General features: G+C 42.6%; 9 protein-coding genes, 1 tRNA gene and 1 rRNA gene. 1 reads left to right on the plus strand and 10 read right to left on the minus strand.

Features of this window, described 5'->3' with window-relative positions; translation table 11 throughout:
* Positions 1-5 precede the first annotated feature (5 nt).
* From dacB to CSV79_RS13400, 4 genes are all read right to left on the minus strand, one after another.
* Positions 6-1496, minus strand: a complete 1491-nt coding sequence (gene dacB, locus CSV79_RS13385) for a D-alanyl-D-alanine carboxypeptidase/D-alanyl-D-alanine endopeptidase (RefSeq protein WP_099689566.1) — start codon at positions 1494-1496, stop codon at positions 6-8.
* Between the two features lie 109 nt (positions 1497-1605).
* Positions 1606-2409: a twin-arginine translocase subunit TatC gene (tatC, locus tag CSV79_RS13390; RefSeq protein WP_099689567.1), complete on the minus strand. Its 804-nt coding sequence runs from the start codon at positions 2407-2409 to the stop codon at positions 1606-1608.
* Between the two features lie 17 nt (positions 2410-2426).
* Positions 2427-2615 carry a twin-arginine translocase TatA/TatE family subunit gene (locus CSV79_RS13395; RefSeq protein ID WP_099689568.1) on the minus strand — a complete coding sequence of 63 codons (189 nt, stop codon included), beginning with the start codon at positions 2613-2615 and terminating at the stop codon, positions 2427-2429.
* 63 nt (positions 2616-2678) lie between these two features.
* The gene (locus tag CSV79_RS13400; RefSeq protein WP_233201456.1) at positions 2679-3326 is read right to left on the minus strand and encodes a redox-sensing transcriptional repressor Rex; all 648 of its coding nucleotides are present in this window, start codon (positions 3324-3326) and stop codon (positions 2679-2681) included.
* A 153-nt stretch (positions 3327-3479) separates the two neighbouring features.
* Here CSV79_RS13400 and CSV79_RS13405 point away from each other — a divergent pair, with 153 nt between their 5' ends.
* Positions 3480-5405 (plus strand): ABC-F family ATP-binding cassette domain-containing protein, encoded by a 1926-nt coding sequence (locus CSV79_RS13405; protein WP_099689570.1) that lies wholly within the window; start codon positions 3480-3482, stop codon positions 5403-5405.
* Positions 5406-6060: 655 nt separating this feature from the next.
* Here CSV79_RS13405 and tsaD read toward each other — a convergent pair.
* The 6 genes from tsaD to rrf all read right to left on the minus strand — a co-directional run bounded on the left by tsaD (position 6061) and on the right by rrf (position 9028).
* On the minus strand, positions 6061-7083 hold the full coding sequence (tsaD, locus tag CSV79_RS13410) for a tRNA (adenosine(37)-N6)-threonylcarbamoyltransferase complex transferase subunit TsaD (RefSeq protein ID WP_099689571.1): 1023 nt from the start codon (positions 7081-7083) through the stop codon (positions 6061-6063).
* On the minus strand, positions 7083-7532 hold the full coding sequence (gene rimI, locus CSV79_RS13415; protein ID WP_099689572.1) for a ribosomal protein S18-alanine N-acetyltransferase: 450 nt from the start codon (positions 7530-7532) through the stop codon (positions 7083-7085). The genes tsaD and rimI overlap by 1 nt, the downstream gene beginning before the upstream one ends.
* On the minus strand, positions 7525-8226 hold the full coding sequence (gene tsaB / locus CSV79_RS13420) for a tRNA (adenosine(37)-N6)-threonylcarbamoyltransferase complex dimerization subunit type 1 TsaB (protein ID WP_099689573.1): 702 nt from the start codon (positions 8224-8226) through the stop codon (positions 7525-7527). Before tsaB ends, rimI begins: the two co-directional genes overlap by 8 nt.
* Positions 8223-8639 (minus strand): tRNA (adenosine(37)-N6)-threonylcarbamoyltransferase complex ATPase subunit type 1 TsaE, encoded by a 417-nt coding sequence (tsaE, locus tag CSV79_RS13425; RefSeq protein WP_099689576.1) that lies wholly within the window; start codon positions 8637-8639, stop codon positions 8223-8225. The genes tsaB and tsaE overlap by 4 nt, the downstream gene beginning before the upstream one ends.
* A 173-nt stretch (positions 8640-8812) precedes the next feature.
* Positions 8813-8888, minus strand: a tRNA-Asp gene (locus CSV79_RS13430).
* A 24-nt stretch (positions 8889-8912) separates the two neighbouring features.
* Positions 8913-9028, minus strand: a 5S ribosomal RNA gene (gene rrf, locus CSV79_RS13435).
* Positions 9029-9046 lie beyond the last annotated feature (18 nt).

Genomic DNA, 9046 nt, shown 5'->3' on the forward strand with positions numbered 1-9046 from the left:
CTACTTTATTGCGCTGCTATAACCTGTACTATTTTATCAATATCAGGTCTTGCAGAACCATTTACGTTTTCAGTTAAGATACTGAAGATTAGGTCTTGTCCACTTTTCGTTTTCACATAGCCGGATAAAGAATCCGTACGGTTTAACGTTCCTGTCTTTGCAAAAACCTTCCCTTTAACGAGTGGACTTGTTAAACGATTGCGTAAGGTACCGCCAAGCATGCGATCATTGATCCCGGCCACTGGAAGGGAACGTTTGAATGCATGATACCAATCCTTCGTCTGGGCAGCGAACAATACTTCAGAAAGCCTCACGGATGGGATCTTGTTTTTATGTGACATGCCCGAACCATCTTCTAAATAAATGCCTTTTGTGTTGATGCCGTCTTTTTCAAGTGTTTCGCGTACGACACGCAGGCCTGCATTCCAACTTCCTTCATTGTAGATAGCACGACCCATCGATTTTGCCAAGATTTCTGCGTGTGCGTTATTGCTATATTTCATAAATGGCATCATTAAATAATATAATGACATCGATTCTTTTGATGCAAGCATTGTTGCATTTGCTGGTGTTTTACCTCGTGTCACTCTAGCCTCTTTAGTCAATTTGACGCCTTGTTTAGCTAATGCTAACTTAAATACGTCTGCTGTATACGCTGTTGGATTCGCTACAGTTACCCATTGGCGCTTGCTACTTGCGTTCACAGGAATGTTTCCAGACACAATGATGTTATTCGTTCCGTACTGACGACTCATTGTTACTGTATTCGCTTTGTTTTTGGGTACCGTACGTGTGCGGTTGATTACATTAACGATGTTCGTATGCGGAGTTAACGTAACCGCAGCCGGTTTACCATTTTTCGTTGGTTTTGCGGTAACAATCGTTGTACCTGCGTCATAATCTTTGTTCGGCGAAAGTGTCAGTGCCGTGATTTGTGCCGCGTAATAGTGTGTTTCATCTGATTTATAAATCCCTGGAGATAGGCGTTGTGTGTCGAACCAAGTATCATCCGCCACGATATGACCTGTCACAGAACGGATCCCTGCGTCACGCAGTTGTTTTGTCAATCCCTGTAAGTCAGTTTCGAGTAATGTTGGATCTCCCGTGCCACGTAAATATAAATGACCGTTTAGGATCCCATTATGTACTGTTCCATTCGTTAGCACATCAGTGTGAAATGTGTAATCTTTGCCTAGCACTTCGAGAGCCGTCGTTGCTGTTAATACTTTGACGTTGGAAGCCGGCGTCACACCTTGATCACCACGGTATTCATAAACCACCCGATTCGTATGAGCATCACGTACAACTACACTACTTCTCGTGCCGCGCATGCGCTGGCTCGTGATTACTTGATTGATACCTACTTCCAATGCTTTATACGACTGAACGGAAGCCGCTGCTTGACCTCCTGTAACAGGAGTCGCAATACTTGCCATGACTAAAACTACACCTAGTAACCATTTGCTCCATCTCGCTGGAGTCTTTTTTGTTTTCACTTGAATTCATTTCCTCTCACTCTTCTATTCATTGCTAGTTTACCATAGAGGAACATGCAAAAGAACCGCAAAAAAATCCTCCTGCATAGGCAAGAGGATTCAATACTACTTATTTTTCATCGGTTGAATTCATCACTTCATCAATTTGACGCTGTTGCTCTGCTTTTGCTTCTTCCAGTAGACGCAGACGCTCGGCTTTTTCAAACTTCCGATACCCTAGACGAGAAATCACGATACTAACTTCATATAGGATAAATAACGGAACCGTGGTGAATAAATGCGATACGATGTCCGGAGGGGTAATGAACGCCGCTAACACGAACAGACAGAAGTATGCGATTTTACGCACCTTCACGAGCACTTTCGGTTCCAGCACGCCTAGACGAGATAAGAATAATATGACGATCGGCAACTGAAAGACAAAGCCGAACGGTAACAGTAACGAGAATAGGAATGAAAAGTACTCATTGATACCGATTGTCTGCTCAATGTTTAATTGGCCTGACAAGTTGATCATGAATTTCATGACGTATGGTAACAATACAAAGTACGAAAAGCTAATTCCCGCCAAAAACAATAAAAATGCAAATGGGATATACGACAGTGTCACTTTTCGTTCCAGATCACGGAGACCCGGTGAAATGAATGCCCAAAATTGATACATGATAACCGGTGAAATGATAACAATCGCAAGGAACACAATAACTTTCAAATAAATTACGACTGGATCTACTACTTTAAATGCGTTCAATACAATTTGCTCAGCTGGTGTATCATACTGGATAAAATTGATCAGCGGCTTCGCAAGGAAGAAGCTACCGATCACTCCAACAATAAAGAAAACGACGATTACCATCAGCCGTTTTCGAACTTCATCTATATGTTCAATGATCGTTAAGTTTTTATCTGCCATCAGAGTAACATCCTAACTTAGCGCACTTCTTCTTTCTTGTCTTCAACCTTTTTTACCTCATCGTCATCCACGAGGCCTTTTGTTGCGTTTTTAAACTCACGCAATGAAGAACCGAATGCTTTACCAATTTCGGGTAACTTTTTAGGACCAAATATTAGCAATGCAATCACAGCAATAATTAGCAAACTTCCGATGCCTGGAGCCATGTTGGCCACCTCCTCATAATATGTCTATTCTACATGAAAACCTATACATTTACTATTGCCAGGTCACTTTATTTGTGAATCTTTTACGTCATTTTTAATGAGATAAATTAACGTCAGCAACTCACCAGAAAGATCGATACTTTGAATCCGAATCGTCGGTGGCACTGCAAGCCGCATAGGTGTGAAGTTTAAGATACCCTTGACGCCTGTTTCTGCCAAGCGATCGGTTAGTTCTTGTGCCACTCGTTGAGGTACCGTCAAAATCACCATTTCAACACCGTGTTCTGAAATCTTTTCTTCCAGTCGATCAGGTGGATAAATTGGAATATCACTCATATTTTCGCCTTCATACGGTGCTTTCGGATCGAATGCTACGACAATTTTCGTATTATGAATTTTTTGGAAATTGTATTTCATAAATGCTTTACCAAGACTACCAACACCGATCAATGCGACGTTTGTTGCCTCATCCTGATCAAGTGTCTGGCGGAAAAATTGCAACAAGGTATCGACATCATAGCCATACCCCTTGCGACCGAGAGCACCAAAATGCGAAAAGTCTCTGCGTATCGTTGCCGCGTCAATTTTCATCGATTCACTTAATTCGCTCGATGAAATTCGTTGTACACCTGCATCTGAATATTTTCGTAAAAATCTATAATATAAAGGCAACCGTTTTGACGTTGCCTGCGGGATTCTAGGTTTATCCAAAGCCGTCCCTACCTCCATTGCTACTTCAATAACCTACCCCTATACAAGGGTATAGCCGCTTTTATCGTACAGTAGAACGCCCCCATTGTAAAGTCGATTATTGCATGGTGCCCCTCCTTCCATTAAACTTAGAAGAGAATAGAGGTGTGAGGCTTGATTATTTTACAAGTAAATGGACTGACTAAGTCTTTTTCGGGCACGAATCTACTAGAAAATGTCCGACTCGAAGTGCAGCATCGTGATCGTGTAGCACTTGTTGGACGAAATGGTGCCGGAAAATCGACATTATTAAAAATAATAGCTGGAGAGTTATCCGCAGACGAAGGCGATATTATTATCCCAAAAGATATACGTCTCGGTTATTTGGAACAGCATAGCGGAATTGATTCGGATTTAACAATTTGGGATGAAGTCATGACCGTCTTTGCACCGCTTAAACAAATGGAACAACGTTTGCGTACGCTTGAGCACGAAATGGCTGAACCAACAGTTTATGAAAACGCAGATCGCTACGCACGTGTGATGACGGAATATGATGAACTACAGATAGCGTTTAAAGAATCTGGAGGCTATCAATTCGAAGCCGATGCTCGTTCTGTACTTCACGGCATGCGTTTTTATCCAGAAGACTTTGAGAAGCCTGTGGATTTACTATCAGGCGGTCAGAAGACACGATTGGCGCTCGCTAGGATGTTACTGAGCAAGCCCGATCTATTAATACTTGATGAACCGACGAACCACTTAGACATCGAGACATTGAACTGGCTTGAACGCTATTTATCAGGCTATGAAGGTGCAATTTTGATTGTCTCTCATGACCGTTATTTCCTTGATAAGGTCGTCACGACTGTCTATGAAGTGTCTCGTCGGAAAGTAGCTAAGTATAGCGGTAACTACAGTGCCTATTTGGATGAAAAAGCAAAAAATTACGAGCGTGATCAAAAGCTTTTTGAATCCGAGAAGGACGAGCGTGCAAAACTAGAAGAGTTTATTCAGAAAAATATCGCGCGTGCTTCCACTTCGAAAATGGCTAAGAGCCGACGTAAGCAACTCGAGCGTCGCGAGTGGATGGACTCTCCTGAAGGTGATGAAAAATCCGCAAACTTTTCATTTTCACTCGATCGACCGAGTGGCAATGACGTATTATCCTTGGACGATGTGAAAATCGGCTATGGCTCGGAGCCTGTTTCTAAGAACATTTCATTACGCATCTATAAAGGCGACCGCGTGGCATTTGTCGGACCGAATGGTGTAGGTAAATCGACATTGTTGAAAACCATCGTTAAGCGTAATGAATTAATGGGTGGCGACATTCGCTACGGTACGAACGTGCAATTTGGCTACTATGATCAGAATCAAGCGACCTTGATTGGATCCGGTACCGTCTTACAGGAAATCTGGGACGACTGGCCAATGATGAATGAAAAAGATGTCCGATCCTTACTTGGACGCTTCCTCTTTACAGGTGATGACATCGAAAAGCTCGTATCGTCATTATCAGGTGGAGAAAAAGCACGGCTTTCATTGGCTCAGCTCATGCTTGAAAAAGCCAATACACTTATTTTGGACGAGCCCACAAACCACTTGGATCTCGACAGCAAGGAAATTTTAGAAAATGCGCTAGACGACTTCCCCGGTACGATTCTTTTCGTCTCACACGACCGCTACTTCATCAACCGCTTAGCGACAAAAGTGATCGAAATGAGTGATAACAGCGCTATAGAATACTTAGGCGACTATGATTACTACATCGAGAAGAAAACTGAGTTGGAGGAAATCGCAGCCGCCACAAAGATTGAGCAACGCGCAAAAGAGCCTGTCGTTAAGAAAGAAATGGCTAGTAAAGAACAACAGCGCCAAGAACGACGACTGACACGGGCGATTGCTGACATCGAGAAAACACTCGAAACATTCGATGAAGAAATAGAGTCATTACAGGCGAAGCTACTCGATCCAGACCTAGCCAACGACCACGTCGAGCTTATGGACATCCAACACCGCATTGACCAGATACAAGCAACTTACGACGAGCAGTCGGAAGAATGGCTCATACTACAGGATGAACTGGAGAATTTATGATCGATAGTTAATGTACAATCGGGGGTTTACGGCCAGGATGTGCTATTAACGCTACGCCAATGTACGCAAAAGTCGTTCTGCGCTATGGCTCTCGCTACAGAAAAAGTAACGTACCCGAGGGCGTAGCTTGAGCTTCAATCCTATAGGCGGAATACAAGTACTTTGAGATTTCATAGTAAGTATAAGTGACTGATTCATCTGAAACGCAACGAAACAGTATACATTCCACTCTCCCATTCTTTTATCCCCAAACTAAACGGACATTCTAATAGAAGTCCGTTTTTTCATGTATAGATCTAGATATTTATGACATAATAAGTCGTCGACTGTTCTATATTCTCCTATAATTCGACAAACTACACCATTTCCTTAAAAACTTTATGCGAATTCCAATTCTTTTCTCCACAATCTTTTCCACAGTATAAATCCCCATTTAAACACATATGCACATAGTTATGAACATTATCCACATTTATCTCATAAGTAGTACACATAGTTATCCAAAATGTATGCGTTTTACATTCACAACTTTCAATACTTACCCACATACTATCCACAAATTGTGCATAAGTACGAATGTTCCCTATTGACAAATTAAATAGTACCTAATAAAAAAACACACAATTTGCAGAAAATTAGCAAATTGTGTGTAACCTCATTCATTCCAAGAACGTAACTGCATTCCAGGTCGCCCATTCATCGTAGAATCGCCACGTACTCCACTTTTCCACATTTCATAACCTGCCGCTGCGATCATTGCCGCATTGTCTGTGCATAACGAAATAGGTGGCACATAAAAAGGAATGTCTTCTTTTTCAAACGCCGCAGTTAACGAATTACGCAACCCTTGATTTGCTGCGACGCCCCCTGCTGCTATCACTTGCTTCACAGCATATTGTTTCGCAGCTCTCACTGTTTTCACCGTCAATACATCCACAACACTTTGCTGGAAGCCTGCTGCAACGTGTTCAGGAACAATGTGACCGCCCTTTTGCTCAACGTTATGCTTATAGTTTATGACCGATGATTTCAATCCACTGAAGCTAAAATCATACGAATCTGCTTCCAGCCAAGCGCGAGGAAAGTCGACACTTTGCTCACTCGCTAAAGCTAAACGATCAACTTGCGGTCCGCCCGGATAAGGTAGTCCCAATACGCGCGCTACTTTATCATATGCTTCACCTGCTGCATCATCACGCGTTTCTCCTATTAATTCGAAGCAACCATGCGATTTCATGACGACAAGTTCCGTATGTCCACCCGAAACAATTAGCGCAAGTAGTGGAAACTCCATCTCATGAATCAACTGATTAGCATAGACGTGTCCTGCAATATGATGTACGCCGATGAGTGGCAACTGATTAGCAAATGCAAAAGCTTTTGCCGCATTGATACCAATTAATAAAGCCCCAACTAATCCAGGACCTTCCGTTACAGCCACTGCCTCCAAATCACTTGGCAATAGTTTAGCTTCACGCAATGCTTCTTCTATAACAAGTGTAATCTGTTCCACATGCAATCGAGAAGCAATTTCTGGTACCACACCACCAAATAGTTTCTGTTGTTGGATTTGTGAAGATACAATAGAAGAAACAATTTCCGTACCATTCTTCACTACAGAAGCAGCTGTTTCATCACAACTCGTTTCAATACCTAAAATATAATGGTCTTTGTTCATTAGAATTCCACCCACATGACGAGGCCATCTTCATGGTCGTCTGTATAATAGTTTTTCCTGATGCCGCCTTCTTGAAAACCAAGTTTACGATACAACGTCCGTGCAGGTTCATTACTGACACGCACTTCCAATGTCATCGTCTTCACTTCATTCAGTCGGCACAACTCCATGGCCTGACGCATGAGATCCTCACCAAAGCCTTTCCCGCGCAGAGACTGCCGCACAGCCACATTTGTAATATGACATTCATCGAGCACAATCCACATACCACAATGACCGATAATTTCTCCATTCAGTTCCCCAACAATATAATGAGAATAGGCATTACCCGATAGCTCATGCTCAAAAATCTCATCTGTCCATGGTGTCGCAAACGATTCTCGTTCAATCTCCGCCACCGCCGCAATATCAGCTTTTGTCATTTTCCGAAACAATACATCATTACTCATGAGCAGACTCCTTTTTCACCAAGTTCGCTTCAGCCTCAGTAATACGCTTATATTGCGGAGTAAAAGTGTGCACTTTTTCTGCTTGTTCCGCAAGTTGTGCCAATGCAATAGCTGAAGAAGCCCGTGGTACATTCATCGCGAATGAAGCAAACAGCACTTGATCACCTAAATTCTCGCGAATGACGGATTCATGCAACTTCACATCTTCTCCAACAAATAACACTGGCTCTGCTAGCTTTTTTAACTTCTCCAAAAGCTCCTCAAGCGCGCAGTGCTGATCTTCCATTACAGCCGCCAAATCGCCTGACGTTGCACGATAAACAGCAGAATATACATTGGATCTTCTAGCGTCGATGAGCGGGCAAATTAAGCCATAGAAAAACTGTCCATTCATCGCTAGCGACTTAAGACTAGATACCCCATATAACGGCTTATCTAGCGTCCAAGCAAGCGTCTTCGCAATCGTTACACCAATGCGCACACCTGTATATGAACCAGGACCTTCCGAAACTGCAATTGCATCAATTTCATATGGCATGATAGACGCTTTACGGCATGCTTCTTCAACAGCTGGCATCGCACGCAAAGAGTGGTTAACTTTCATCATGCTCGACTCTTCAATCAATAACACATCATCTTTAACAATCGCTACGGACAAAGGCGAGTTCGCTGTATCAATACCTAACCATATCATGTAAATATCTCCTCACAAATTCGTGTAAATCGTTCGCCTCTTGGCGTCAATTCAACAGTACGAGTCGTTTCTCCTGTATGATGAATGACAATATTCAGTCGTTGTTCAGGCAATTCTTCCTCAATAAACTGTGCCCATTCAATTACCGAAATTGCATCCCCATAAAACAACTCGTCCCATCCTAAATCTTCTTCACTATTGGCTAAACGATACACATCTAGATGATTAAGGGGGTAATTCCCTTCATATTGCTTAATAATTGTAAACGTCGGACTGCTTACGATTCGCTTAACACCAAGAGATTTCGCTAATGCTTGCACAAATGTTGTCTTACCTGCACCTAAGTCACCTTCAAGTGTAAGTACATCAGGCGGTTGTAAGTAACTACCTAGTGTAGCGGCCAAGCTTTCCATCTCTTCTAAAGAGCCTATATCCTTTTTCCACACGGTCAACGCACCTTTCTTTTCAAATCCATACTACTAGTGTACAGAAAAACAAGTAAAAACAAAAGCTAAGTAGATGTAAGTCTAGGTAAACTAAAAAACGATCTCACCAGAGCGGTGAAATCGTTTGGAATGTTAAAATATGGCGGTCCCGACGGGAATCGAACCCGCGATCTCCTGCGTGACAGGCAGGCATGTTAACCGCTACACCACGGGACCATGTAATTTGTTAAAAAATTTAAAGCCTAGCAACGTCCTACTCTCACAGGGGGAAACCCCCAACTACCATCGGCGCTGAAGAGCTTAACTTCCGTGTTCGGTATGGGAACGGGTGTGACCTCTTCGCTATCGTTACTAGACTGTTTGAGTTGTTCACT

Source organism: Sporosarcina sp. P13, assembly GCF_002743055.1.
In the GTDB taxonomy this organism is placed as follows: Bacteria; Bacillota; Bacilli; order Bacillales_A; family Planococcaceae; genus Sporosarcina.